Origin of the sequence: Pseudomonas sp. 2822-15 (assembly GCF_002742515.1) — a bacterium.
Classification (GTDB): Bacteria; Pseudomonadota; Gammaproteobacteria; order Pseudomonadales; family Pseudomonadaceae; genus Aquipseudomonas; species Aquipseudomonas salomonii.
Map to the genome: position 1 here is coordinate 56,025 of NZ_LJRY01000174.1, position 25,772 is coordinate 81,796.

At 61.2% G+C, this 25,772-nt stretch carries 23 protein-coding genes; 13 read left to right on the forward strand and 10 right to left on the reverse strand.

Going from position 1 to position 25,772, the window contains the following annotated elements; all coding sequences use genetic code 11:
* Window positions 1–37: 37 nt before the first annotated feature.
* Window positions 38–688 carry an N-acetyltransferase gene (locus tag AOA59_RS09125; protein ID WP_099486953.1) on the reverse strand — a complete coding sequence of 217 codons (651 nt, stop codon included), beginning with the start codon at window positions 686–688 and terminating at the stop codon, window positions 38–40.
* Between the two features lie 168 nt (window positions 689–856).
* Here AOA59_RS09125 and xthA point away from each other — a divergent pair, with 168 nt between their 5' ends.
* Window positions 857–1,669 carry an exodeoxyribonuclease III gene (gene xthA, locus AOA59_RS09130; protein WP_069788271.1) on the forward strand — a complete coding sequence of 271 codons (813 nt, stop codon included), beginning with the start codon at window positions 857–859 and terminating at the stop codon, window positions 1,667–1,669.
* 197 nt (window positions 1,670–1,866) lie between these two features.
* Window positions 1,867–3,195 carry a substrate-binding domain-containing protein gene (locus AOA59_RS09135; RefSeq protein WP_099486954.1) on the forward strand — a complete coding sequence of 443 codons (1,329 nt, stop codon included), beginning with the start codon at window positions 1,867–1,869 and terminating at the stop codon, window positions 3,193–3,195.
* A gap of 132 nt (window positions 3,196–3,327) precedes the next feature.
* On the opposite strand, the gene AOA59_RS09140 is transcribed toward AOA59_RS09135, so the two are convergent.
* A complete protein-coding gene (locus tag AOA59_RS09140) occupies window positions 3,328–4,557 on the reverse strand; it encodes an acyl-CoA dehydrogenase (protein ID WP_099486956.1) in 1,230 nt (409 codons plus the stop codon).
* Between the two features lie 151 nt (window positions 4,558–4,708).
* Here AOA59_RS09140 and AOA59_RS09145 point away from each other — a divergent pair, with 151 nt between their 5' ends.
* The 3 genes from AOA59_RS09145 to AOA59_RS09155 all read left to right on the forward strand — a co-directional run bounded on the left by AOA59_RS09145 (window position 4,709) and on the right by AOA59_RS09155 (window position 7,098).
* Window positions 4,709–5,644, forward strand: a complete 936-nt coding sequence (locus tag AOA59_RS09145) for a LysR family transcriptional regulator (RefSeq protein ID WP_017136514.1) — start codon at window positions 4,709–4,711, stop codon at window positions 5,642–5,644.
* A gap of 144 nt (window positions 5,645–5,788) precedes the next feature.
* Window positions 5,789–6,181 carry a MerR family DNA-binding transcriptional regulator gene (locus tag AOA59_RS09150; RefSeq protein WP_058420934.1) on the forward strand — a complete coding sequence of 131 codons (393 nt, stop codon included), beginning with the start codon at window positions 5,789–5,791 and terminating at the stop codon, window positions 6,179–6,181.
* A gap of 17 nt (window positions 6,182–6,198) precedes the next feature.
* Entirely contained in the window at window positions 6,199–7,098 is a 900-nt protein-coding gene (locus tag AOA59_RS09155; RefSeq protein WP_099486958.1) for a hydroxymethylglutaryl-CoA lyase, read from the forward strand.
* A gap of 612 nt (window positions 7,099–7,710) precedes the next feature.
* On the opposite strand, the gene AOA59_RS09160 is transcribed toward AOA59_RS09155, so the two are convergent.
* On the reverse strand, window positions 7,711–9,348 hold the full coding sequence (locus AOA59_RS09160) for an AMP-binding protein (RefSeq protein ID WP_099486960.1): 1,638 nt from the start codon (window positions 9,346–9,348) through the stop codon (window positions 7,711–7,713).
* Between the two features lie 149 nt (window positions 9,349–9,497).
* Between AOA59_RS09160 and AOA59_RS09165 the strand changes: the two genes are divergently transcribed.
* From AOA59_RS09165 to AOA59_RS09180, 4 genes are read left to right on the forward strand one after another with little or no spacing between them, the layout of a single operon-like run.
* Entirely contained in the window at window positions 9,498–10,661 is a 1,164-nt protein-coding gene (locus tag AOA59_RS09165) for an isovaleryl-CoA dehydrogenase (RefSeq protein WP_099486962.1), read from the forward strand.
* Window positions 10,662–10,672: 11 nt separating this feature from the next.
* On the forward strand, window positions 10,673–12,280 hold the full coding sequence (locus tag AOA59_RS09170; protein ID WP_065931072.1) for a carboxyl transferase domain-containing protein: 1,608 nt from the start codon (window positions 10,673–10,675) through the stop codon (window positions 12,278–12,280).
* 15 nt (window positions 12,281–12,295) lie between these two features.
* Window positions 12,296–13,102: a gamma-carboxygeranoyl-CoA hydratase gene (locus AOA59_RS09175; protein WP_099486964.1), complete on the forward strand. Its 807-nt coding sequence runs from the start codon at window positions 12,296–12,298 to the stop codon at window positions 13,100–13,102.
* A complete protein-coding gene (locus tag AOA59_RS09180) occupies window positions 13,099–15,024 on the forward strand; it encodes an acetyl/propionyl/methylcrotonyl-CoA carboxylase subunit alpha (RefSeq protein ID WP_099486966.1) in 1,926 nt (641 codons plus the stop codon). The genes AOA59_RS09175 and AOA59_RS09180 overlap by 4 nt, the downstream gene beginning before the upstream one ends.
* Here AOA59_RS09180 and AOA59_RS09185 read toward each other — a convergent pair.
* On the reverse strand, window positions 15,021–15,656 hold the full coding sequence (locus tag AOA59_RS09185) for a LexA family transcriptional regulator (protein WP_065931075.1): 636 nt from the start codon (window positions 15,654–15,656) through the stop codon (window positions 15,021–15,023). The two genes, AOA59_RS09180 and AOA59_RS09185, sit on opposite strands and share 4 nt — an antisense overlap.
* Before the next feature lie 129 nt (window positions 15,657–15,785).
* Here AOA59_RS09185 and AOA59_RS09190 point away from each other — a divergent pair, with 129 nt between their 5' ends.
* Both AOA59_RS09190 and AOA59_RS09195 read left to right on the forward strand, forming a co-directional pair.
* Entirely contained in the window at window positions 15,786–16,136 is a 351-nt protein-coding gene (locus AOA59_RS09190) for a DUF6124 family protein (RefSeq protein ID WP_065931076.1), read from the forward strand.
* 467 nt (window positions 16,137–16,603) lie between these two features.
* Entirely contained in the window at window positions 16,604–17,755 is a 1,152-nt protein-coding gene (locus AOA59_RS09195; protein WP_099486968.1) for a M14-type cytosolic carboxypeptidase, read from the forward strand.
* 19 nt (window positions 17,756–17,774) lie between these two features.
* Here the strand turns inward: AOA59_RS09195 and AOA59_RS09200 are convergent, their stop codons facing one another.
* From AOA59_RS09200 to AOA59_RS09220, 5 genes are all read right to left on the reverse strand, one after another.
* The gene (locus AOA59_RS09200; RefSeq protein ID WP_099486970.1) at window positions 17,775–18,314 is read right to left on the reverse strand and encodes a cytochrome b; all 540 of its coding nucleotides are present in this window, start codon (window positions 18,312–18,314) and stop codon (window positions 17,775–17,777) included.
* A complete protein-coding gene (locus AOA59_RS09205; RefSeq protein WP_099486972.1) occupies window positions 18,311–19,393 on the reverse strand; it encodes a catalase family peroxidase in 1,083 nt (360 codons plus the stop codon). The genes AOA59_RS09200 and AOA59_RS09205 overlap by 4 nt, the downstream gene beginning before the upstream one ends.
* Before the next feature lie 120 nt (window positions 19,394–19,513).
* Window positions 19,514–20,278, reverse strand: coding sequence for an enoyl-CoA hydratase-related protein (locus tag AOA59_RS09210; RefSeq protein ID WP_099486973.1), 765 nt, complete (start codon window positions 20,276–20,278; stop codon window positions 19,514–19,516).
* A gap of 42 nt (window positions 20,279–20,320) precedes the next feature.
* Window positions 20,321–21,619 carry a hypothetical protein gene (locus AOA59_RS09215; protein WP_099486975.1) on the reverse strand — a complete coding sequence of 433 codons (1,299 nt, stop codon included), beginning with the start codon at window positions 21,617–21,619 and terminating at the stop codon, window positions 20,321–20,323.
* Entirely contained in the window at window positions 21,612–23,192 is a 1,581-nt protein-coding gene (locus AOA59_RS09220; RefSeq protein ID WP_099486977.1) for an amino acid adenylation domain-containing protein, read from the reverse strand. Before AOA59_RS09220 ends, AOA59_RS09215 begins: the two co-directional genes overlap by 8 nt.
* 198 nt (window positions 23,193–23,390) lie before the next feature.
* On the opposite strand from AOA59_RS09220, the gene AOA59_RS09225 reads away from it, so the two are divergent.
* Window positions 23,391–23,897 (forward strand): RNA polymerase sigma factor, encoded by a 507-nt coding sequence (locus AOA59_RS09225; RefSeq protein ID WP_065931082.1) that lies wholly within the window; start codon window positions 23,391–23,393, stop codon window positions 23,895–23,897.
* Window positions 23,894–24,631 carry an anti-sigma factor gene (locus AOA59_RS09230; RefSeq protein ID WP_065931083.1) on the forward strand — a complete coding sequence of 246 codons (738 nt, stop codon included), beginning with the start codon at window positions 23,894–23,896 and terminating at the stop codon, window positions 24,629–24,631. Before AOA59_RS09225 ends, AOA59_RS09230 begins: the two co-directional genes overlap by 4 nt.
* Before the next feature lie 141 nt (window positions 24,632–24,772).
* Here AOA59_RS09230 and AOA59_RS09235 read toward each other — a convergent pair whose 3' ends face one another.
* On the reverse strand, window positions 24,773–25,768 hold the full coding sequence (locus tag AOA59_RS09235) for a spore coat U domain-containing protein (RefSeq protein WP_065931084.1): 996 nt from the start codon (window positions 25,766–25,768) through the stop codon (window positions 24,773–24,775).
* Window positions 25,769–25,772: the final 4 nt, after the last annotated feature.

Genomic DNA, 25,772 nt, shown 5'->3' on the forward strand with positions numbered 1-25,772 from the left:
GATTCTTTGAACCCGCAATAGTCTGAATAATTCTGTCTTAAGCCGTTGCAACATGTAACGCCTGGGGATTGGGATGAAAAAACACATGTTCCAGGACAGGTCCTACCGCCACTTCGCCGATTTCCTCATAGCCTTGGCGCTTGTAGAAATCCAGATAACGCGAGTTGCCGGTATCGAGCACCACACCGGATGAATGCGCGTCTTCGGCACACCAGTTGTGCACGGCCTGCAACAGTTGTTCGCCATAATGTTTGCCCTGGAATTGCGGGTGAATACCCAGCAGCAGCAACACATGCACCGACTCGTTCGGCAGGCACGCCAGCACCGCGTAATGGTAATCCAGGTAACGCCGAGTGCCGCGTACGCCGGTGCTCAGCCACATGCGCAACTGCCAGGCCCAACTCTCGGTGATGCCCAGGCGCCGTTGCGGTGGCGCAATCAGGGCGATGCCGATCAGCCGGTCGTTGACGAACAGGCCGATGGCAGGCAGCTTCTGGAAAAAATGCTGCTTGACCAGCTCACGCACCGTGGCACGCACGCGCTGTTCGTACCCCGAGCGCTCGGCTTCGAAGATGTAGGCAAAGGTCGGTTCATGCCGATAGGCCTGGTACAACAAGGAACGGGCCTCGCGGGAATAGCCGCTGTTGAGCAGGCGAATTTCGGCAATGGCAGTGGCAGTGTCCGGCATACAGTCAATCTCCCTGGGCGCCACTCAAACGATGGCGTTCTTATGGGTACGAACCTGTGCAGCACCAGTCGTTCCCAGACATTAGCAGCGCATACGTCCTACCGCCACGCTGGCCCCCGCCGGACTTGTCGGCTAGCATCGGCCTTTTGCCAGACTGGACTGCCGACCATGAAAATCGTCTCCTTCAATATCAACGGGCTGCGCGCCCGCCCCCATCAGCTGGCGGCGCTGATCGAAAAGCATCAACCCGACGTGATCGGCCTGCAGGAAACCAAGGTGCACGATGACCAGTTTCCGCTGGCCGAAGTGCAGGCCCTTGGCTATCACGTGTACTACCACGGGCAAAAAGGCCATTACGGCGTGGCCCTGCTGTCGCGCAAGCCGGCGTTGAGCCTGCACAAAGGGTTTGCCAGCGACGAAGAAGACGCCCAGCGTCGCTTTATCTGGGGCACATTTGCCGACGAGCATGGCCAGTCGATCACCGTGATGAACGGCTACTTCCCGCAAGGCGAAAGCCGCGACCACCCGACCAAGTTCCCGGCCAAACAACGCTTCTATGAAGATTTGCAGCAACTGCTGGAAAGCCAGTTCAGCAATGACCAGCCGCTGGTGGTGATGGGCGACATCAACATTTCGCCGGAAGATATCGACATCGGCATCGGCGCCGACAATGCCAAGCGCTGGCTCAAAACCGGCAAGTGCAGCTTCCTGCCGGAAGAGCGCGAGTGGATGGCGCGCCTGAAAAACTGGGGCCTGGTCGACAGCTTCCGCCACTTGAACCCGGACGTGGCCGACCGCTTCAGCTGGTTCGACTACCGCAGCCGTGGGTTTGAAGATGAGCCCAAGCGTGGGCTGCGCATTGACGTGATCCTGGCGTCCAACGGCCTGGTGCCACGGGTCAAGGATGCAGGTGTGGATTACGATTTGCGTGGGCTGGAAAAACCGTCGGACCATGCGCCGATCTGGCTTGAGTTGAGCTGATTTCAAGGTTTGTGTATTTCAATGTGGGAGCTGGCTTGCCTGCGATAGCGGTGTGTCAGCCAGCCATTTGACGACTGGCCCACTGCAATCGCAGGCAAGCCAGCTCCCACATGTTGATTTGCAGTGTGCCGGTCATATTTATGCAATCTGCCTGACTTAATCTGGCGGCACTCCCTTTGGCTTAAGAAGGTGCCGGCATGATGCTGCGCGTTCTGTTCCTGTTGATACTGCCGCTCTACGCTGTCGCCGCTGCCCTCCCCGTTCCCGACCAAGGCCCCGCCCTGCGCATTCAGGGTTCCAATACCATTGGTGCGGCGCTGGGGCCTGCGTTGGTCAAGGGCATGCTGGAGCACCAGGGCTTGCAGGCGGTGCACAGCGAGCCCGGCGATGGCGCCAATGAACAACGGGTGATCGGCAAGACGCGCCAGGGCAAAACCGTCACGGTCGAAGTCGCGGCCCATGGCTCCAGCACCGGTTTCAGCGCACTGAAAAAAACCAATGCAGACCTTGCGGCCTCATCACGCCCGATCAAGGACAGCGAGCTGGTGGACCTTGAACCCCTGGGCGACCTGAAAAGCCCGGACGCCGAACAGGTAATCGCCATCGACGGCCTGGCCATTATCCTCAACCCGCAAAACCCGCTGAACACCTTGAACACCGACCAGCTGGCGCAGATTTTCAACGGCGAAGTCAGCCACTGGGAGGATGTCGGCGGCGTCGGCGGCGCCATTCATCTGTACGCCCGGGATGATCAGTCCGGCACCTATGACACCTTTAAAGAACTGGTACTGAACCGGCGCGGTAAACCGCTGACCGCGACGGCAACGCGTTTCGAGTCCAGCGAGGCGTTGTCCGATGCGGTGAGCCATGACCCGCAAGGCATTGGTTTTATCGGCCTGCCGTATGTGCGCCAGGCCAAGGCGCTGGCGATTGTCGACGGTGAATCACAGCCGATGTTGCCGCTGACCAGCCTGATCGCCACCGAGGATTACCCGCTGTCACGCCGCTTGTATTTTTACCTGCCGCCGTCGAACCGCAACCCGTGGGCCAAAGCCCTGGTGGACTTTACCCAAAGTGGCAAAGGCCAGGCGATTGTGGCCGCCAATGGCTTTATCGCCCAGCAGGTGCAGGCGATCGCCGTGGAGCCACGGGCGTCGATGCCCGAGGGCTATCAAACCATCGTCCGTGACGCCCAGCGCTTGAGTGTGAATTTTCGCTTCGAGGAAGGCAGCGCCAGCCTGGACAACAAGGCGCGCCAGGATTTGCAGCGAGTGGTGGCATATATAAAAAGCCACGGCAAGCTCGACAAGCAGGTGACGCTGGTGGGGTTTGGTGACGCCAAGAATGACCCGCAGCGGGCGGCGCTGTTGTCGAAGTTGCGGGCGATGGCGGTGCGCCGGGAGTTGGTCAAGAGCGGCGTGGTGCTGCGGGACATTCGCGGCTTTGGCGCGCAGATGCCGGTGGCGGCGAATACGGCGGATGAGGGGCGGATCAAGAATCGGCGGGTGGAGGTTTGGGTGTACTGACCCCTCGGGTCTTGTGTTGTAAATACTGGCCTCTTCGCGAGCAAGCCCGCTCCCACATTTTGACCGCGTTCCCCTTTGGAATACGGTCAAAATGTGGGAGCGGGCTTGCTCGCGAATGCAGGCGCCTCGGAGTTACTGCCCGCCGCGCATCAGCTCTTTAGGCACATATTTGCCAACCTCAAACTTGCCAATCGCCGCGCGGTGCACTTCATCCGGGCCATCGGCCAGGCGCAGGGTGCGTTGCATGGCGTACATATAGGCCAGCGGGAAGTCATTGGAAACCCCCGCGCCACCATGGATCTGGATCGCACGGTCAATCACCTTCAAGGCCACGTTCGGCGCCACGACCTTGATCTGCGCGATTTCGCTTTTCGCGACTTTGTTACCCACGGTGTCCATCATGTACGCCGCTTTCAGGGTCAGCAGGCGCGCCATGTCGATTTCCATGCGTGAGTCGGCGATCTTGTCGATATTGCCGCCCAGGCGCGCCAATGGCTTGCCGAACGCGGTGCGACTGACGGAGCGTTTGCACATCAGTTCCAGCGCGCGCTCGGCCATGCCGACGGAGCGCATGCAGTGGTGGATGCGGCCTGGGCCAAGGCGGCCCTGGGCGATTTCGAAGCCACGGCCTTCACCCAAGAGTACGTTTTCATACGGCACACGCACGTTGTCGAACAGCACTTCGGCGTGGCCGTGGGGCGCGTCGTCGTAGCCGAACACTGGCAGTGGTCGTACGATTTTTACCCCTGGGGTGTCTACCGGCACCAGGATCATCGAGTGCTGCTGGTGGCGCGGTGCATCCGGGTTGCTCAGGCCCATGAAGATCAGGATCTTGCAGCGCGGGTCGCAGGCGCCGGAGGTCCACCACTTCTTGCCATTGATCACCCATTCATCGCCTTGACGCTCGGCCCGGGCGGCCATGTTGGTGGCGTCGGATGAGGCCACGTCCGGTTCGGTCATGGCGAACGCCGAGCGGATCTCGCCGCGCAGCAGCGGTTCGAGCCAGCGTTGCTTCTGTTCTTCGTTGGCGTAGCGCACCAGCACTTCCATGTTGCCGGTGTCAGGGGCGGAGCAGTTGAACGGCTCCGGGCCCAACAGCGAGCGGCCCATGATTTCGGCCAGTGGCGCATATTCGAGGTTGGTCAGGCCGGCACCCAGCTCGGATTCGGGCAGGAACAGGTTCCACAGGCCTTCGGCTTTGGCCCTGGCCTTGAGCTCTTCCATGATCGCGGTGGGCTGCCAGCGGTCGCCTTCGCTGACCTGGCGTTCGAACACCGGCTCGGCCGGGTAAACGTAAGTGTCCATGAACGCGGTGACGCGTTCACGCAGTTCCTGAACCTTGGGCGAATAGGCGAAATCCATGGGCAGCTCCCTTCTCTGAGAGGTTGTTTAGGTCATGCAATCGATGCTAGAACAGCGTTGATAATTTACCTAGCCTATTCTCGGCGTGTATTAACATTCATCACCGATATATGATCGGCGCATGAGCACCTAACAATAAGAGCGCAACGACATGAATCTGAGCAAGGTCGACCTCAACCTGTTTATCGTCTTCGACGCGATCTACACCGAAGCCAACCTGACCCGCGCCGGGCAGATCGTCGGCATTACCCAGCCGGCGGTGTCCAACGCCCTGGCCCGCCTGCGGGAGACCTTCAACGACCCGCTGTTCGTGCGCACCGCCCAGGGCATGGTGCCCACGCCGATGGCGCAGAACATCATCGGCCCGGTGCGCAACGCGTTGTCGTTGCTGCGGGTGTCGGTGCAGGAAAGCCGGATTTTCAACCCTCAGCAGGCGGCCAAGACCTATCGCATCAGCATGACCGACCTCACCGAAGCGGTGATTCTGCCGCTGCTGTTCCAGCGCCTGCGCCGCCTGGCGCCCACCGTGGTGATCGAGAGTTTCTTGTCCAAGCGCCGCGAAACCACCAAGGAACTGGCCGCCGGGCGCCTGGACTTTGCCGTCGACGCACCGCTCAACACCGACCCGCAAGTGCGCCACGTCAAGCTGATGGAAGACCGCTACGTGTGCGCGATGCGCAAGGGCCATCCGATGGCGGGCAAGGACAAGTTCACACTGGATGACTACCTGTCGCTGACCCACATCCATATCTCCAGCCGGCGCAACGGCCTGGGCCACGTTGACCTGGCACTGGGCAAGATGGGCATCCAGCGCAAGATCGCCCTGCGTTCCCAGCATTACCTGATGGCCTCGCAAGTGTTGCAGCAGACCGACATGGTGATGACTGTGCCCGAGCGCTTTGCCCGACGCCATGAGCTGCATTGGTTCAACCTGCCGGTCAACGATGTGCCGCCGGTGGAAACCCACCTGTACTGGCACGAAAGCACCGACCAGGACCCGGCCAACCGCTGGATGCGCGAGCAGATGATCGAGCTGTGCCAGCAAGTCACCGCGCATGAAAAGAAGCTGGATGGCAAGCAAGCTTAAGCGCTGGCGAACGGGCCTGTTGTGGTGAACAGGCTTGTTGTGGCGAGCTCCCTCACCACAGGATAAGTATCCATCCAGGCTATTTGCTTGACGTAAACGTCAACCTGCCTTTAGCTTAGCGCCAAGACCTTCTTGAGCGCCGCCATGAGCACGACCTACAGCATCTCCGACCTCGCCCGCGAGCTCGACATCACCACCCGCGCCATTCGTTTCTACGAAGAGCAAGGCCTGCTGGCCCCGGAGCGCCGGGGCCAGGAGCGCATCTACTCGGCGCGCGACAAGGTCAGCCTCAAGTTGATCCTGCGCGGCAAGCGCATCGGCTTCTCCCTGGCCGAATGCCGTGAGCTGATCGAACTCTACGACCCCAGCAGCGGCAACCACATCCAGCTCAACAGCATGCTGGCGAAAATCGCCGAGCGCCGTGAGCAGCTTGAACAACAGATGCTCGATATCGAACAGATGAAGCTGGAACTGGACACCGCCGAAGAGCGCTGCACCCAGGCGCTGGCGCAGACCATGAACCCGGTTGGCCCATAAACACAAGGTAGCTGCCCATGTCTCTCCCCTCTTTTGTGCGCCTGGTGGAAGTCGGCCCGCGCGACGGTTTGCAGAACGAAGCCCAACCGATCAGCGTGACCGACAAGGTTCAACTGGTGGACGCGCTCAGCGCAGCCGGCTTGAGCTATATCGAAGTCGGCAGTTTTGTCTCGCCCAAATGGGTACCGCAGATGGCCGGTTCCGCCGAGGTGTTTGCGCAGATCCAGCGCATGCCCGGGGTAACCTACGGCGCGCTGGCGCCAAACCTGCGTGGTTTTGAAGATGCGCTGGCGGCCGGCGTGAAAGAGGTCGCGGTGTTTGCGGCGGCGTCCGAGGCGTTTTCCCAGCGCAATATCAACTGCTCCATCAGCGACAGCCTGGAGCGCTTTGCGCCGATCATGGCCGCCGCCAGGCAGCACGGCATCAGCGTGCGCGGCTATGTGTCGTGTGTGTTGGGTTGCCCTTACGAAGGTCAGATTGCGCCTGAGCAAGTGGCTGCAGTAGCACGCGAGTTGTATGCCATGGGCTGTTATGAAGTGTCCCTGGGCGACACCATCGGCACCGGTACGGCAGGCGCCACACGACGGTTGTTCGACGTGGTCGGGGCTCAGGTGCCACGGGACAAACTGGCCGGGCATTTCCATGACACCTATGGCCAGGCGATCGCGAATATCTACGCCAGCCTGCTTGAAGGCATCCAGGTATTCGACAGCTCTATTGCGGGCCTCGGCGGTTGCCCTTACGCCAAGGGCGCCAGCGGTAACGTCGCCACCGAAGACGTGGTGTACCTGCTCAATGGCCTGGGTATCAACACCGGCATCGATCTGGAGGCTTTGATTCGTGCGGGCCAGCAGATCAGTCACGTGCTGGGTCGAGCGACGGGTTCGCGAGTCGCCAAGGCACGTAACGCCGGTTGAGTAGCTTAGCCGTGACAATGTGTTACCGCACGGCTACACATCGAGTAACACGGGAACATATTTTGTCGTATTTGCCGCAGGCAAAATCCTACACAAAAATCAAACTATTGATTTTAAAGGACTTTTATAAGTTGGCACGGCTCCTGCTATCTCTATTGCATAACAAGAATAAAAAGCGCCAAACCTAATAAAAATAAGACGAAACGACTCTGACATAACAAAAACAACACGGCAGAGACGCAGCTAACAGATTTTTTTGAAGAAGATGTGCTTCGCAGGGACGGCTTGCCGCAACCCGCAACCGGTTAGAGAAAAATAAAACTACCTCAGGTAGCTGCCACTGGTTGGATCAATACGAAGAAGCAGATCAGCGTTCAAAAAAATACGTTTGCTCTTGACCCCGAATGGGGGTCGCAAAAAACAGCGGTAAAGGGTAACGGTTGCCAAAAACAACAATAGACCGCCCCTCAATAATAAAAAAAGAGCACGCAACGACAAATTAAAGGGGACCTTCGGGTCCCCTTTGTGCTTTCTGTGTTTCAGCTATTTACCTGACGTTCACTATTCAAACTGTGGGAGCTGGCTTGCCTGCTCCCACATGAGCCTGTGTCGTCAGGTAGAACGTGTTCGCAACTCCTCGATCGAAATTTCGCGCATGCGAAACTTCTGGATCTTGCCCGTCACCGTCATCGGAAACTCATCCACGAACTTGAAGTGCTTGGGCGTCTTGAAGTGCGCAATACGGCCCTTGCACCAGGTTTGCAATTCCAGCTCGTTAGCGACATGGCCGGGGTGGAATTTGACCCAGGCAACAATCTCTTCGCCGTAACGCTCATCCGGAATGCCAATGATCTGCACATCGGCCACCGCCGGGTGGGTGAAGAAAAACTCCTCCAGTTCACGCGGGTACACGTTCTCGCCGCCGCGAATGATCATGTCCTTGTTGCGCCCGGCGATGCACACGTAGCCGTGCTCATCCATGGTCGCAAGGTCACCGGTGTGCATCCAGCCGGCATCGTCGATGGCGTCGCGGGTGCCTTCTGGGTTGTTCCAATAGCCCAGCATCACGCTGTAGCCACGGGTGCAGAGTTCGCCGATCTGGCCACGGGGCACCGTGTTGCCGGCCTCATCGATGATTTTGTTTTCAAGCTGTGGCTGGGTGCGGCCGACGGTGGTGACGCGCCGCTCCAGGTCGTCATCGGCGCCGGTCTGCAACGACACCGGGCTGGTTTCAGTCATGCCGTAGGCGATCTGCACTTCGCCCATGTGCAACTCGCTGATGACCCGGCGCATCACTTCGATGGGGCACGTGGCGCCGGCCATGATGCCGGTGCGCAAGGTGGCCAGGTCGAACTCGCCTCGGCGGGGGTGATCCAGCAGCGCGATAAACATGGTCGGCACGCCATACAGGCCCGTGGCGCGTTCTTGCGCGACAGCTGTGAGCGTCAGCAGCGGGTCGAAACCGTCATTGGGGTAAATCATGGTGGTGCCGTGGGTGATGCAGCCGAGGTTGCCCATGACCATGCCGAAGCAGTGATACAGCGGCACCGGGATTACCAGGCGGTCCTGTGCGGTAAGGCCCAGGCTTTCGCCGACCATGTAACCGTTATTGAGTATGTTGTGGTGACTGAGGGTCGCGCCCTTGGGGAAGCCGGTGGTGCCGGAGGTGTACTGGATGTTGACGGCTTGATCGAAGTGCAGGCTGGCCTGGCGACTATAAAGCTGCTCGGGCGGGATGCCGGCGCCGAGCGCCGCCAGCTGCGACCAGGGCATAAATCCCGTGGGCGGGCTGGGGTCCAGGCTGATGAGGCCGCGCACATCGGGCTGCAGTTCCTGCAACATGGCGTGGTAATCGGAGCTTTTGAACGAACCGGCACACACCACCCATGCGCACCCGGACTGTTTGAGTACGTAGTCCAATTCACTGCTGCGGTAAGCCGGGTTGATATTGACCAGGATCACTCCGAGCTTGGCGCTGGCAATTTGGGTGATGCACCACTCGGCACAATTGGGCGCCCAGATACCCAGGCGATCGCCGGTTTGCATGCCCAAAGCCATGAATGCGCGGGCGTGCAAATCCACCGTCTCGGCCAACGCCCGCCAGGTGTAGCGGCGCTGTTGATGGCTCACCACCAAGGCTTCGCCATCGGGGTAGTGCGCCACGGTGTGATCGAAAGCCTGGCCGATGGTCATGGCCAGCAAGGTCTTGTCCTGGGAGCCACGGCTGTAGCTCGGGTGCGGTTGATCCATAACGACCCCTGTTGTCTTTTTTGTAGGTTGACGTAAACGTAAACTACGATTGACAGCGCCGTAACGCAAGCTTACGTTAACGTAAAGGTGAGCGCCCTCCTCCGCGTCCCGCCCACACAACAACAAAGCTCACATTAAGGTGCCTGTCCATGAGTTACCCGTCCCTGAACTTCGCCCTCGGTGAAACCATCGACATGCTGCGCGACCAGGTGCAGTCGTTCGTGGCCAAGGAGATCGCGCCGCGCGCGGCCCAGATCGACATCGACAACCTGTTCCCCGCCGACCTGTGGCGCAAGTTCGGAGACATGGGCCTCTTGGGCATCACCGTACCGGAAGAATACGGCGGCGCCGGCCTGGGTTACCTGGCGCACGTGGTGAGCATGGAAGAAATCAGCCGTGGTTCGGCGTCAGTGGCACTGTCCTACGGCGCGCACTCCAACCTGTGCGTGAACCAGATCAACCGCAACGGCAATCACGAGCAAAAGCTTAAATACCTGCCGAAACTGATCAGCGGCGAGCACATCGGCGCCCTGGCCATGAGCGAGCCGAATGCCGGCTCCGACGTGGTCTCGATGAAACTGCGCGCCGACAAGCGCGGCGACCACTACGTGCTCAACGGCAGCAAGACCTGGATCACCAACGGCCCCGACGCCAACACCTACGTGATCTACGCCAAGACCGACCTGGAAAAAGGCGCTCACGGGATTACCGCGTTTATTGTCGAACGCGACTCGAAAGGCTTCAGCCGCAGCAACAAGTTCGACAAGCTGGGCATGCGCGGCTCCAACACCTGCGAACTATTTTTTGATGACGTCGAGGTGCCCGAAGAAAACATCCTTGGTGTGCTCAATGGCGGCGTCAAAGTGCTGATGAGCGGCCTGGACTACGAGCGCGTGGTGCTCTCGGGTGGCCCGACCGGGATCATGCAAGCGTGCATGGACCTGATCGTGCCCTACATCCATGACCGCAAGCAGTTCGGCCAGAGCATCGGCGAATTCCAGCTGATCCAGGGCAAGGTCGCCGACATGTACACCCAGCTCAACGCCAGCCGCGCCTACCTCTATGCGGTGGCCCAGGCCTGCGAGCGTGGCGAAACCACGCGCAAGGACGCCGCCGGGGTGATCCTCTACAGTGCCGAGCGCGCCACGCAAATGGCCCTGGACGCGATCCAGATTCTCGGCGGCAACGGCTACATCAATGAATTCCCCGCCGGGCGCCTGCTGCGTGACGCCAAGCTGTACGAAATCGGTGCCGGCACCAGCGAGATTCGCCGGATGCTGATCGGTCGCGAACTCTTCAACGAAACCCGCTGAAGGAGCGCCCCATGGCCATCTTGCACACCCAGCTCAACCCGCGTTCAGCGGAGTTCGCCGACAACAGCGCGGCGATGCGCCAACAGGTCGACGCCCTGCACACCTTGCTCGCCCATGTGCAGCAAGGCGGCGGCGCCAAGGCTCAGGAGCGACACACCTCGCGCGGCAAACTGCTGCCCCGTGAGCGTATCAACCGCTTGCTCGACCCTGGCTCACCGTTCCTGGAACTCAGCCAGTTGGCGGCGCATCAGGTGTATGGCGAAGACGTGCCGGCGGCGGGCGTGATCGCCGGGATCGGCCGTGTGGAGGGCGTGGAATGCATGATCGTCGCCAACGACGCCACGGTCAAAGGCGGCTCGTACTACCCGCTCACGGTAAAAAAACACCTGCGTGCCCAGACCATCGCCGAGCAGAACCGCCTGCCCTGTATCTACCTGGTGGACTCCGGTGGCGCCAACCTGCCGCGTCAGGACGAAGTCTTCCCTGACCGCGAGCATTTCGGGCGGATCTTCTTCAACCAGGCCAACATGAGCGCCCAGGGCATCCCGCAAATCGCCGTGGTGATGGGCTCCTGCACCGCCGGTGGCGCCTACGTGCCCGCCATGGCCGACGAAGCGATCATGGTGCGCCAGCAAGCCACCATCTTCCTCGCCGGGCCGCCGCTGGTAAAAGCTGCGACCGGTGAAGTGGTCAGTGCCGAAGACCTGGGCGGTGCCGATGTGCATTGCAAGATCTCCGGCGTGGCCGACCACTATGCCGACAGCGACGAACATGCGCTGGCCCTGGCCCGACGCAGCGTGGCCAACCTCAATTGGCGTAAGCTGGGTGAGTTAGTGCAACGCCCGCCAGTGGCGCCGTTGTACAGCAGCGAAGAGTTGTACGGCGTCATCCCGGCCGATGCCAAGCAGCCATTTGATGTGCGCGAAGTCATCGCACGGCTGGCGGATGGCTCGGTGTTCGATGAGTTCAAAGCGCTGTTCGGCACCACGCTGGTGTGTGGATTCGCACACTTGCACGGCTACCCGATCGCGATCCTGGCCAACAACGGCATTCTGTTCGCCGAAGCCGCGCAAAAAGGCGCGCACTTTATCGAACTGGCCTGCCAGCGCGGGATTCCGTTGCTGTTTTTGCAGAACATCACCGGTTTCATGGTCGGCCAGAAGTATGAGGCCGGTGGCATCGCCAAGCACGGCGCCAAGCTGGTCACGGCGGTGGCCTGCGCCAAGGTGCCCAAGTTCACGGTGATCATCGGCGGCAGCTTTGGCGCCGGTAACTACGGCATGTGCGGCCGTGCCTATGACCCGCGCTTTCTGTGGATGTGGCCGAATGCACGCATCGGCGTGATGGGTGCCGAACAGGCCGCCGGCGTGCTGGTGCAGGTCAAGCGTGAACAGGCCGAGCGCGCGGGCAATGCGTTCAGCGCCGAAGAAGAAGCCGCGATCAAGCAGCCGATTCTCGACCAGTACGAAACCCAGGGCCACCCCTATTACTCCAGCGCACGCTTGTGGGACGACGGTGTGATTGACCCGCAGCAGACCCGTGACGTGCTGGCGCTGGCGCTGTCCGCCGCGCTGAATGCCCCCATCGAGACGAGCCGCTTCGGCGTGTTCCGCATGTAAATGGAGCTGAACCCCATGAGCGATTTCAACACCCTCGAACTGGTCATCGACAGCCGTGGTTTCGCCACGCTGTGGCTCAGTCGTGAAGCCAAGAACAACGCGTTCAATGCGCAGATGATCCGCGAACTGATCATCGCCCTCGACCAGGTGCAGGCCGATGCGTCCCTGCGTTTTTTAGTGCTGCGCGCACGCGGCAAGCACTTCAGCGCCGGCGCGGACCTGGCCTGGATGCAGCAATCGGCCGAGCTGGATTACCACACCAACCTGGACGACGCCCGGGAACTGGCCGAGTTGATGTACAACCTGGCCAAGCTAAAAATGCCGACCCTGGCGGTGGTGCAAGGCGCGGCGTACGGCGGCGCGCTGGGCTTGATCAGTTGCTGCGACATGGCGATTGGCGCCGATGACGCGCAGTTCTGCCTGTCGGAAGTGCGCATCGGCCTGGCCCCGGCGGTGATCAGCCCATTCGTGGTGCAGGCCATCGGCGAGCGGGCGGCGCGGCGCTATGCGCTGACGGCCGAGCGTTTTGGCGGCCAGCGTGCGCGCGACATCGGCCTGCTGGCGGAAAGCTACCCGGCCACCGAATTGGATACGCAAGTGGAACTGTGGATCGCCAACCTGTTGCAAAACAGCCCGGCAGCCATGCGCGCCAGCAAGGATTTGCTGCGCGAAGTCGGCAACGGCGCCCTCACCCCGGCGCTGCGTCGGTATTGCGAAAATGCCATCGCACGGATTCGCGTGAGCGCCGAGGGCCAGGAAGGCTTGCGCGCGTTCCTGCAAAAACGCCCGCCCAGCTGGCAAGTGCAGGAGCCACGTTCATGAGCACACTGACCACTGTGCTGGTGGCCAACCGCGGCGAAATCGCCTGCCGGGTGATGCGCACCGCCAAAGCCATGGGTTTGACCACCGTGGCGGTCCACAGCGCCACCGACCGTGATGCACGCCATAGCCGCGAGGCGGATATTCGGGTCGACCTGGGTGGCAGCAAGGCCACTGACAGTTACCTGCAAATCGACAAACTGATCGCCGCCGCCCACGCCAGTGGCGCCCAGGCGATTCATCCGGGTTACGGCTTTCTATCGGAGAACGCCGACTTTGCCCGCGCAATCGAAGCCGCCGGCTTGATCTTCCTCGGCCCGCCTGCCTCGGCCATCGATGCCATGGGCAGCAAATCAGCGGCCAAGGCGTTGATGGAAACGGCTGGGGTGCCGCTGGTGCCGGGTTATCACGGCGCGGCCCAGGACCTGGAAACCTTCCGCGATGCCTGCGAGCGTATCGGTTACCCGGTGCTGCTCAAGGCTACGGCAGGCGGCGGCGGCAAGGGCATGAAAGTGGTCGAGGACGTCAGCCAGTTGGCCGATGCCCTGGCCTCGGCCCAGCGTGAGGCGCTGTCGTCCTTCGGCAACGGGCAGATGCTGGTGGAGAAATACCTGCTCAAGCCGCGCCACGTGGAGATCCAGGTGTTTGCCGACCAGCACGGCCATTGCCTGTACCTCAATGAGCGAGACTGCTCCATTCAACGTCGCCATCAAAAGGTGGTGGAAGAAGCCCCCGCACCGGGCTTGAGTGCCGAGCAGCGTAAAGCCATGGGTCAGGCGGCCGTGCGTGCGGCCCAGGCAATCGGCTATGTGGGCGCCGGCACTGTGGAGTTTTTGCTGGACGCGCGTGGCGAGTTCTTCTTCATGGAGATGAACACGCGTCTGCAGGTGGAGCATCCGGTGACCGAGGCGATTACCGGCCTTGATCTGGTGGCCTGGCAGATTCGTGTGGCTCAGGGTGAGCCGCTGCCGATCACGCAGGACCAGGTGCCGTTGATCGGTCATGCGATTGAAGTGCGCTTGTATGCCGAAGACCCGGCCAATGATTTCCTGCCGGCCACCGGGCACCTGGCGCTGTACCGTGAGTGCGCGCCAGGCCCGGGGCGCCGCGTCGACAGCGGTGTAGAACAAGGCGACAACGTGTCACCCTTCTATGACCCGATGCTCGGCAAGCTGATCGCCTGGGGCGAAGACCGCGAACAGGCGCGCCTGCGGTTGTTGAGCATGCTCGACGAGTTTGCAGTCGGTGGGATCAAGACCAACCTTGGCTTTTTGCGGCGCATCATCGGCCATCCGGCGTTTGCGGCGGCTGAACTCGACACCGGGTTTATTCCGCGCTATCAGGATGAGCTGCTGCCCGCACCGGGTGCTTTGAGCGATGAGTTCTGGCAGGCGGCGGGTGCGGCGTTTATACAGAGCCAACCCGCCGGTGATGGCCCGTGGGCGGATACCCGCGGTTTTCGTGCCGGGTTGCCTGCGCAAGTATCGTTGCATTTGAGCTGCGCCGGGCAGGACCGGCTGGTGACAGTGCAGGACGGCGTCGCGCAGTTGCGTGGCGAACACTTGCTGATCGAACACCATGGCGTGCGCCGCGCTCATCTGGCGGTACGCAACGAAGGCATCCTGTATCTGCGCTGGGACGGCCAGATGCAGGCCGTCAGCTTGTATGACCCGATTGCTGCAGTCGAGGCCAACCAGGCTCATCAGGGTGGCCTCACGGCGCCGATGAACGGCAGCATCGTGCGGGTGCTGGTGGAAGTCGGTCAACACGTGGAGGCCGGCACGCAGTTGGTGGTGCTGGAGGCCATGAAGATGGAGCACAGTATCCGCGCGCCCCACGCCGGGGTGGTCAAGGCACTGTTTTGTCAGGAAGGTGAAATGGTCGCCGAAGGCAGCGCCCTGGTGGAGCTTGAAACCACGGACTAGAATTTCGCCGTGGCCTGCACCACAACACCGAGGATTCGGCATGCGTCGGTGAACAGCTGCTTGGGATACGTCGGATTGAGCGGTACCAGGTAACGCTGGCCGCTCTCTTCCAGCAACTGGCGAAAAGTTGCCTGGGGGCTGTCGGCCCACTGGGCGACCACCAGCTTGCCAGGTTCGGGCTCGATGGCCGGGTCCACCAGGATCATCATGCCCGCACCGATGCTAAGGCCATTGGGCGCGGTCATGGCATCGCCCGTCACGGGCAGCCAGAAGGCGTCACCCTGGGCGTGGTAATCGGTCAGTTCAAAACGTGGCGCGCCATAGGTGGCGCGCTCTTCGCGGGTTTCGCAGAGGCTTTTCCAGTCGTTGACCGGGTAGCGGAAGTAGGGGTTGTAGTGTTGTTGCAGGGCCGGTACTTCGCCGGCTTTTTCGCGAATCTCCAGGGCGACTTCCAGGTAGCCCAGCCCCAGCTCGGCCAGCACCCGGTTCATGTCCGCCAGGCTTGGCACGCGGCGCTTGTTGAGCCAATGGCCGACGCCGCCCTGGGACATGCCCAAGCGTTCGGCCAGTTCATCCTGCGTGACCTTGCGGTCTTTCATGTTGGCTTTGACCAACGCTATCCAGTTATCCATGGGGCCGACCATACGTTGCGCAGTGGTCACGACAATAAACAGTTTGTAGTAATCCATCAAATGACATAAATACGATTCGTATTACTATCGGGTGCAGGTTTTCAACGTCCAGCCAGAGTAATTGCCCCCATGATGACGCTCCCGAATCACCTGCCTTGCACGCCCGAAACCGACGAACTGCTGACGCTGCGCAGCAGCGGCGCCGCACAACGGGCACTCGACTATTACTTGAAAGAAGATGTGTCGGCGCCCACGCCTGACGTCGCTTTTTTCGACATCAGGCCCGGCATCAGCCAGGAAGACGCCCTGGTGCACGCATCGGACCTGCTGCGCAGTGCAGCGGCCGCCGCCTATGAATCGGCAAGCAGCCGGCAAGGCAACCAGCGGGACCTGGCATTTTCGGTGGTGTATTTGATTGATATGGCCAAGGCGATGGTGGAGCAGACATTGCAGGTGCCCGCTGCCCAGGCGAACGCCTGACAGGCAACAAAGAAAAATATTTCTATCCCACGGATAAAAACATTTGACTTGCAAATGATAATGATTATTATTGGACCCAGCTGATCGCGAGATCAGTCGATAGACCAAGGGACCTTAGGTCGGACTCTTGGAATATCTCCTCATCAGGATAATCACGGTTTTTGACCCGGCTCTTTGGCCGGGTCTTTTTTTTGCCAGTTTTTTTCTGGCGTGGCTTCAGGCTAATGAAGACTGTGTGTTGCTTGATGGCGCGCATGGTAGCAAAAGAGCATCGCCAAATGAAAGCCGATCGAACGCTCTAGCCCGGATCTTTGCGAAATAGCGCTTGAGAATCAATCTCATAGATCCTAAGCTGCTGCGGCGTCAAGGACGACGCCCCCTTCCCCGTGCAACAATTTTGCACCAAGATTTTGCCTCACTCCTGTGTAAGATATCCGCCACAACAATCATACGCAGGCAGCCAGACCATGACAGTGGCCTTGACCTCTATCAAGATCAGTACCGACTTCGACAGCGGCAACATCCAGGTCCTGGATGCCAGCGACGCTTACCAGTTGTTGCTGGCGATCAAACCCGATACCCGCAGCGCACATTTCCAATGGTTTCATTTCAAGGCCGAAGGCATGCACGTGGGCCACACCCACACCTTCCGACTAAGCAACGCCGGCCATTCGTCGTACAAAAACGCCTGGAGCGGCTACAACGCCGTGGCATCCTACGACCACGTCAACTGGTTCCGTGTGCCCACGCGCTTTGATGGCGATACATTGCATATCAGCCTGCAAACCCGCGAGAAGCAAGCCTGGTTCGCCTACTTTGAACCCTACAGCCGTAAGCGTCACGACTGGCTGATCGAACAGGCCTTGAGCCGCGCCGGCACCCAGCTGCTTGCCACCGGCAAAAGCGCCGAGGGCCGTGATATCCAGTTGCTGCGCCGTGGCAAAGGGGGCGAAGGCCAGCGCAAGGTCTGGATCATCGCCCAGCAGCATCCCGGCGAACACATGGCTGAATGGTTTATGGAAGGCGTCATCGAGCGCCTGCAACAGGACGGTGATGCTGAGCTGAAAAAACTCCTGGCCGTCGCCGACCTGTACCTGATCCCCAACATGAACCCCGATGGCGCCTTTCACGGGCACCTGCGCACCAACGCCATGGGCCAGGACCTCAACCGGGCCTGGCAGAACGCCAGCGAGGCGCTCAGCCCGGAAGTGCTGTTCGCCCAGCAACAGATGGAGAAATACGGCGTCGACCTGTTTCTCGACATCCATGGCGACGAAGAAATCCCCTACGTCTTCACTGCCGGCTGCGAAGGCAACCCCGGTTACACCCCGCGTATCGAAGCGCTGGAAAAACACTTCCGCAGGCACTTGAGCGCCCTGACCCGCGACTTCCAGACCACCCAAGGCTACACCCGCGACCTGCCGGGCGAAGCCAACATGACCCTGGCCTGCAATGCCGTTGGCCAGCAGTACGACTGCCTGTCGCTGACCCTGGAGATGCCCTTCAAGGACAACGACGACGCACCCAACCCGAAAACCGGTTGGTCCGGTGAGCGCTCCAAACAACTGGGCAAGGACGTGTTGAGCAGCGTGGCCGATATCGTCACCACCCTGCGTTGACCCGCCCTGCCCCCCGGCATCAGCCTTTGGTGCCGGTCATGCTTTGCAGCACACCGTCGCGCCGAATCAACCCGTGGAACAGCGCCGCCGCCAGGTGCAACAGCACCGTCAGAAACAACAGGTAGGCCAGGTAGCCATGGGCCTTGCGCAGCACTGCAAACAACGGTGCATTGGCCGCGACCAATGCCGGCAATTGCACCGAGCTGCTGAGCATCACCGGGTCACCGGCCGCTGAAATCATGGCCCAGCCCAGCAGCGGCAGCACCAGCATCAACGCATATAACACAACATGGGACGCCTTGGCGGCCAGCACTTGCCACAGTGGCAGGTCAGCAGGCAACGGCGGTTGCCGGGGGCAAAAGCGCACCACCAGCCGCACGATCACCAACGCCAGAATCGCGATACCCAGTGGCTTGTGCAGATGAATCAGCCACTCGTGACGCTCCGACACCGACGCCGCCATGCCCGCGCCGATAAACAACATGGCGATGATCATCAGCGCCATCAGCCAATGCAGCAGGCGAGCCAGAGGCGCGAAAAACCGTGGTTGGGCATTCATGGTTTCGACTCCTGAGGGGCACTGTGCAGCGGGCTGACTTCGCCGGCGCGGCGTACGTAGGAACTGGCATAAGCCGCCGAACGTGCAGCCAGCAGCGGGTCATTGGAGGCCTGGATACCGCTGGGCAAAATCAGCGGGTCATAGTTGATATCGCGGCAATCACCGTCAGCCTGCGGTTGGCTGCTTTGCAGCACCAACGTGCCGGCGTTGAGCACTTTGTGCGCGCCGGTCCAGGCTTTGCTGGCATCGTCCAGCGGATCACCGGTGTTGGCCAGGGTGATGTTCAGCTGCCAACGCAACGGCCCGGAAGCCAGACGCTGCACCAGGTCTTTTTCGAGAAAATCAGCGCCGGATGGCGCGGTGTCACCCGCCGCATCCTGGCTCTGTGGCACCACGCCCCAACGTACCGCCTGGCGCTGGCCATCGGCGTTTACCAGGTAAAAGGCATTGATGCCGTTGTAGGTTTCAGTCGCGTAACTGGCCGATGGCTTGGCAGTCTTGACCCAGGCCAGGAACGGCGCTGTCTCCGGGTGCGCGGCAAAAAACGCCGGCATGCTGGCCGGGTTCGGTTTGCCGGTGGCCGGGTCGGGCGCACCGGCCTTGAGCATCTGGTAAAACGCCTCAGGCGTGCCCACCGGGAACACCGGCATGCTGTTCATCCCCGTGCGCCATTGCTGGCCGTTGGCCTGGCTGAACTGCAAGGCGAAACTGCGAATCGGCACACTGCTGTCCGGCGCGTAGGGGTTGCCGCTGGGCAAGGCGAACCGGCCGATCACCGGGGTCTTCGCTTCGCTGAACACTTGGGCATTCGAGTACGTGCGCGCCTCGGGGCTGCTCTCGAAGTAACCGGCCACACACACGCCCTTGGCATGGTTACGCCGAAACCCTGGGTGCACGCCGTTATTGGTTTCCAGGGCATTGACCAGGGTTTTGGGGCGCAGGCGCTGTGGGTCCAGCGTGCCATTGACGTAGGCGAATGCCCCGGCAGCAAACGCCACGACCGCACCAATACACGCCAGCCTGATGAGCAAACTGAGGGTGCTGAGGGGCGCACGTGGCGGCGATGAGTGATCTACCATGAAAAACTCCGGGGCACGGGCCCACAAGGAAAATGAACTATGAGACGAGTCCCACGTAGGTCTATTCCCTTTTCACTGTAGTTTTTTTCAGAGCAGATGCACCGCGAACCGAGCGCTCTTTTACACCGCGTTGAACACTGCCGGGCGTTTGTTTAGAAACGCCTGCATGCCCTCCTGCTGATCAGGCGTCGCGAACAACTGGTGAAACAGTCGGCGCTCCAGGCGCACGCCATCGTGTAGCCCCAGTTCCAAGGCTTGCTCAACCGCCTCCCGCGCCGCCCGCGTGGCGGTGCGCGAGAACCCGGCGATCTGCGCAGCCACCAGCAGTGTCTGCACCAGCAAATCCGCCGTCGGGTACACACGTGACACCAACCCCGCCTGTTCCGCCTCTTGAGCCGTCATCGGCCGACCGGTCAACACCATGTCCATGGTCTTGGCTTTGCCGATCAGCCCGGTCAAGCGCTGGGTCGCGCCCATGCCGGGGATAACCCCCAGCTTGATTTCCGGCTGGGCAAACGTCGCCGTATCGGCGGCAAAAATCATGTCGCACATCATCGCCAGCTCACAACCGCCGCCAAACGCGTAGCCGCCCACTGCAGCAATGGTTGGCGTGCGCAGGCGGGTGAAGGCTTCCCAACCGACGAAGTAGTCCTCGTTAAGCATGTCCAGGTAAGACTTGGCGCTCATCTCCTTGATATCGGCCCCGGCGGCAAAATACTCGGGCGTACCGGTGATGACAAAACAGCCGACCTGCGGGTCCTGGTCCAGCGCTTCCAGACGGCTGATCAACTCCGTCATGAGTGCCGAACTCAGCGCATTCTTGACCTGCGGGCGATTAAGCCTGACCAGCACTACCCGGCCATGACGTTCTACTACTACATTCATAAACACCTCTGCTGATTAATCTCGAGCCTCAATGGCGCGGTGTCAGGAATCCCAGATCGCGCCATACGCCGGTATGCCGCGGGCTTCCATCTCGTGCACCACGCGCTGGGTCAACGCTTGGTTGGCAATACAGATCACTGCTTGCGCACCGAAGGTTTGCACAGCGCCGTAGGCCAACTGCACCAGGTCCGGCTTGCCGCGTTCATCGGTGTCCCAGATCAATGCGCCGGGTTGCGCCCGCAGGATTTCGTCGACCAGCTCATCGCCATAGGTCTTGCGCGGGCTGCGGGTGGACCAGATCAATTGGATCGGCACCTGAGCGGCAAGCAAATGCGGCATCACCGGGCCGATACCGCTGCCGGTGGCGATGTACACCACGGACGTGAACAAGGTTTCGACATTGGCGACGCCCGCCGTGGTGATGCCCTTGACCCAGACGTGGCTGGGCAAGTCTTCGATGAAGCGCCCGGTCCAATCGCCGGCGCGGGAAATGATCAGGCGAAACCCCGCCTCGCCCGGCGCAGGGATATTGGCAAATGAATGCCACTCCAGCAGAGGGTTGCGGCTGATCGCGGTGGAGGACCCCGCGAAGGGCGTGGTGTGGCTAAAACGCGTGATGACCGCATGCCCGGAAGGCCGGATATGTTCAACGGCGACCTTGCGCAGGCGCAACCACGGCAAGATGATGCTCAGCGTCAGCAGCACCAGCATCCAGAATGACCCGCTCTGTACCAGGCGGGTCGAGGTTTCGCTTGAGGCCAGTAACGTCAGCGCCCAGAACACCAGCAGCGCGCTCCAGCCGGCGAACCGATGGACCCGCTCGAAGCCATTGTGAAATCGGTTGCGAACCCACGGCTGCGCCATGATGACCATCAACAGCAACAGGCCGAGCAACACACCAGTGAGCCCTATCCAGGCTGACGACACACTGTCGGGTCGACGCAGATAATGTGCGACCTGAATCCCGACCATCGCCATGAACCAGGCGGTCGCCGCCAGGGCCGCGCCACTGTGCAACCCGCCAAAGTGGTAGACCTTGGCCGCACTGCGGCGCACGCGCAAAGGCCAGGTGACAGGCACGCGAGTGGCCAGCCAGAACAGCGCATTGACCAGGTATTGCTGGCGAATCAGGATTGCCAGCGACAGGTTGATCAACACCAGGTTCGAAAGCCTTTGAACCGTAACGGCATGGAAATCGACAGCCAGCAGCGCAAACGCCGCATTAACCATCAACACCAGCGCTGCCAGGCGGTTGTAGTAGGAAAACACTGGCAGTGAGGTCCAGCGACGCCACAGTGCCGGCTTGGGCGGCACGACGGTACGGGTCAATGCATCAATCATGCTGGGCCACCTCGGCTGCGATGGCCTGTTGCAGCAGCACGGCCTTGTCGATCTTGCCTCGGGCGGTCAGCGGAAAATGCTCCACCGCGTAGATGGATGTCGGCACGCAGTAGTAGGCCAGGCGCTCCCGGCAACGGGCTCGGCACGACTCAATATCCGCATTGGCAGGCGAGACGAAAGCCACCAGGGTGCGGCTGTCCAACTTCAATGTGACCGCCCGCAGGCAACCATCGCCGGCCTCCAGCGCCATGGACACCGCGTCCAGCTCCACACGGAAGCCACGCACCTTCACCTGGTCATCGACGCGCCCCAAGTGCTCCAACTGACCGTCAGCGGTCCAGCGCCCCAAGTCCCGCGTGCGAAACATCATGGCGTCCCCGCCCATAAAGGGGTCCGGGCGATAGCGCGCCTGGGTCAGCGCAGTGTCGTTCAAGTAACCGCCCGTGACTCCGACGCCACCGGCCCACATTTCGCCGGTTTCACCCAGCCCACAGGCACGGCCGTGCTCGTCGAGCACATACACGGTGTTATTGGGCGTCGGTTTGCCGATGGTCAACAACGTGCCAGGTACATGCCGGTGCAACGTGTTGACGATGGTGGTCTCGGTCGGCCCGCAGCCATTGTAGAAGGTGCAATGCTCGGCCCAGCGGTCGGCCAGTACCTGGGAACAGGGCTCGCCCGCGACGGCGACCACTTGGAGGTCAGGGCATTGCGCGGGGTCAAGGTTCGCCAGTATCGAGGGGGTGGCGATCAGCACGTGGCACTGCGCAGCAGTTTGCGCAATGTCTTTATCGCGAATCAGCAGGGTCGCCCCATGGGCCAGGCAACCGAGGATTTCCCAGGCCGCCATATCAAAGCCGATGTTAAGGATTTGCCCCACGTTACGACCCGGTGCCATGCCCATCCGCCCCGGCTGCGTGAGCAAGATGTTGCATACGTTGCGGTGGCTGACACACACGCCGTTGGGCCGCCCGGTCGTGCCGGAAGTGAACAGCACGAAGCAGAGGTCATCGGTGTCGCCGGCAGCGAATACGGCGGTGTTGTCCTCGACGATAAAGGGCTCTTCGGCGAGGAAGCTGTCCAGGCACAGACTTCGCGGGGCCGCATCCGCCGGCAGGTGATCGGCCAGGTTCGACAGGGTCAGAACCACTGGGCTGGTCAACGATTCCAGGACCATACCCAATTGCAGCGTCGGCACGATTCGGGCGTCTTGAGGCACATACGCGGCGCCCACCTTCAACACTGCCAACAGCCCGACCAGCATGGGAATCGAACGCTCAACGAACAGCCCCACGGTGTCACCGCGCTTAACGCCCAGCTCAACCAGGCACACCGCCAATCGATTGGCCTGACGATTGAGTTGTTCATAACTGATGCGCTGTCCTGCCCACACTGCAGCGATTGCCTGGGGCGTCAACGCCGCTTGCATTTCGACCGCATGGTGCACACTGCCATAGGCAGGCTTGGCCCAAGGGCCACAGCCCCATTGCTCAAACACCACGCGTTGAGCAGCAGGCAAATGAGCCAAAGCGTCTCGGGAGAAGAACTGTTTGTCGGTTGGAGAAAATGTCATGCACACACCCTCATCAATGAACTGCGCGAAATTGTTCGCAGCGGTTACGAGGGTTGATTGAGCGGTGGGAACGGTATTACAGGTCCGTATACAGAGCAGATAGCCCCCACAAGAAGGCTCATTTTTCTCACAGCCCCTGATGGAATAAGCTACGTTGGCTGGCGTCTTCCTCTGCACAACCGACCAGAATTCACGCCCATGCACGCGCTCGACGAACCGTTACGTGAACTCATCCCCAGGCTGCGGCGCTTTGCCGTGTCGCTGACGCGTAACGCCAGCAGCGCCGACGACCTGGTGCAGTCCACGCTGGAACGGGCGATCATCAGTTGGGCCGACAAACGCCCGGAAGGCGACCTGCGTGCCTGGCTGTTCTCGATCCTCTACCGCCAGTTCCTCGACGCCCACCGGCGCAGCCGGCGTTATGCACGCATGCTCGAATTTTTCACCGGTCGTGACGATGCGCAACCTTCAGTGGAGCGCACGGTGATGGCCCAATCGACCCTGCACGCCTTCGATCAACTCAACACCGAGCAACGTGCACTGCTGCTATGGGTGTCGGTTGAGGGTTTAAGTTACAAGGAAGTCGCCGAGATCCTGGCGGTGCCGTTGGGCACCGTGATGTCGCGCCTGTCCCGTGCGCGCCAGGCCTTGCGTCAACTCAGCGAAGGCGAAATTACCAGCCCTGCCCTGCGGATACTCAAATGATCAGCCTGCCCCCCAGCGAACGCGATTTGCATGCCTATGTCGATCACCAACTGCCGGAGAGCGACCGCCGCGTGCTTGAAACCTGGCTGGCCGCCCACCCTGAAATGGCCGCCCAGGTGCAGGCCTGGCAACAGGATGCACACGCCCTGCGCGCGGCCTTGAGCGGGACCTTGCAGCAACCGGCCAACCCCGACCTCGACCCGGCGCTGATTCGCCAACGCATTCGGCATCAATCGCGCCGCCACCTGGCCAGCGCCGCCGTGCTGCTGATCGCGGTCGGCCTCGGCGGCCTTGGCGGTTGGCACGCCCGCGAAGCGACCCAACCGCCGATGTTGCCGATGGCCGATGCCATGCAGGCATTCCGCCTGTTCGCCCAGGACGGCATTATGCCCGCCGACTTTAACGCCGAAGACCGCGGCACTATGCAGGGCTGGCTGGATCGCTATTTCAACCAGGCCCATCGCCTGCCCGATCTTAGCCAGGCCGGTTTCAAGCCGGTGAGCGGGCGCCTGCTCACCACTGAGCAAGGTGCGGCGGCGATGGTGTTGTATGAGGATCAGCAAGGCCATCGCATCAGCTTCTACATTCGCCCGCCGGGACCGGAAAACGGCTTTCTGCCGCGTGGCAGCCGCAGCGCCGATGGGCTGCAGGCCGATTACTGGTCCGATGGCGGGTATAACTATGCGATGGTCAGCCCGGTGGATCAGGCGGCGACGCACTTGCTCAAGTTCTAGACGATCAAGACAGGTTTTTGTGGGAGCGGGCTTGCTGGCGAATACGGTGGGTCAGTCAATTCATCTGTCACTGATAGACCGCATTCGCGAGCAAGCCCGCTCCCACATTTTGACCGCGTGGGCCTGCAACGGATGCTGCTACTAGAAGCCCACATCCAGCACCACATTATCAATGTAGGTGCCGCCCGGCGGCGTGGTTTGGTCGGTGTAGATCTTGGCGTTGTAGTTGAACACCTGGCTGCCGGTGCCCAAGCCGTTGCCGGGGTTGATCTCGGCCGTTGAGCTGGCCCGCCGCGCGGCGCCCACGCTGCCCCAGCGCGTGGTGCCGGCACTCATGAAGATGTCGTAGGCGAGGAAGTTGCTGCCGGAAATCATCCGCCGCCGCCCGCCCACGCTCACCGGGTTCTGCCCATCGCTGAGGCCGACGGTGTAGGCGCTGCCCTTGGTGCAGGCCACGCTGGCCTGGCCGTTGACGGTGGCGAAGGCGCTGACCACCGGCGCACTGCCGAAGGCAATCGGCGGCGTGGTGATCTGGCAGTCGTTGACCACCGTCATGCTGACGTTCACGGTGGTGGTGCCGTTGTTGACCTCACGGCCCAGGCAGACTCCGCCAATACCAATGCCCGAGCAATAGTTCCAGTTCCAGAAAATACTCAGGGTCTCGCTGTACACCCCCGACGCCACGTTGCTGCCAAGGGTGGTGGCGAAGTACAGCGGCACGACTTTGGTGCCCGGCCCGAACACCAGGCCAAGGGAGGCGGCAATGCCGCCACTGCCGCCAAAATCGAAGGCGGTGCCACGTGTCATCGGGAACGCCGTGGTGTTGTTGGCATAGATCGTATAGTTGATCACATCACCGGTCGGCCCCACCAGGCCACCTTGGGGCGAACCACTGACGGTCGCGTAAAAATGGTCATTGGAGGTCAACACCGACAATACCGCCGGCGTGCAGCTGAAGCCGGCATTGGTGGTCGAACTGGGCTGGGAGGTGGTGCGCACAGTCATCGAACTCACCGTTGTGCCAAAGCTGGCCGGTACGCTGGCCACCACCGAACATACGGCCTGTACCTGCGCCGACACGCCCAGGCTTGCCAGCAACACGCCCCGCAACAGCCATTCCTTGACCCGCACACGCACACTC